The 1,036-nt window shown below is 61.5% G+C and carries 1 protein-coding gene; it reads left to right on the top strand.

The annotated features are described in order from the left end of the window. Positions 1-1,036: condensation domain-containing protein (locus ACFXG1_RS33195; protein ID WP_384745903.1), on the top strand; the 1,036-nt coding region annotated here is incomplete at both ends.

Here is a 1,036-nt window from a genome sequence, read left to right as displayed (position 1 = left end):
TCCTGCCGTTGGCGCCGTTGCAGGAAGGCCTGCTCTTCCACGCCCTCTACGACGAAGAATCCCCCGACATCTACATCGTCCAGATCACCCTCGAACTCGAAGGACCCCTCAACACCCCACGCCTCCGACAAGCCGCACAACAACTCCTCACCCGACACCCCCACCTCTCCGCCTGCTTCCTCACCCGACCCGACAACCACCCCCTCCAAATCATCCCCACCCACACCACCATCCCCTTCACCGAAACCGACCTCACCCACCACAACCCCACCACCCGCCAACACCACACCCAAAACATCCTCCACCACACCCGCAACCAACGCTTCACCATGCACACCCCACCCCTCCTCCGCTACCACCTCATCCACCAAACCCCCCACCACCACACCCTCACCCTCACCATCCACCACATCCTCATCGACGGCTGGTCCCTCCCCCTCCTCATCACCGAACTCCTCACCCTCTACCACCACCCCAACAACCCCCCACTCCCCACACCCACCCCCTACAAGACCTACCTCACCCACCTCCACCACCAAAACCCCCAACCCGCCACCACCGCCTGGACCAAACACCTCCACACCCTCACCCAACCCACCACCCTCACCACCCCCAACCCCACACCACCCACCACCCCACCCCAACACCACACCCAACACCTCACCACCCACACCACCACCCAACTCCACCACCACACCCGCAAAAACGGACACACCCTCAACACCCTCATCCAAACAACCTGGGCACTCCTCCTCCACCACCACACCAACCAAAACGACATCACCTTCGGAACCACCGTCAACGGCCGACCCCCCGAAATACCCCACATCAACACCATGATCGGCCTCTTCATCAACACCATCCCCACCCACACCACCATCAACCACAACCACACCCTCACCCAACACCTCACCCAACTCCAAAACCAACAAGCCCAACTCCTCGACCACCACCACCTCCCCCTCACCACCATCACCAACACAACCCCCCACACCCACCTCTTCGACACCACCACCGTCCTCGAAAACTACCCACT

The sequence above is a fragment of the Streptomyces sp. NPDC059248 genome (assembly GCF_042753905.1).
GTDB lineage: Bacteria > Actinomycetota > Actinomycetes > Streptomycetales > Streptomycetaceae > Streptomyces.
The sequence above is the reverse complement of the archived record's forward strand: the minus strand, read 5'-3'. Positions and strand labels throughout refer to the sequence as shown.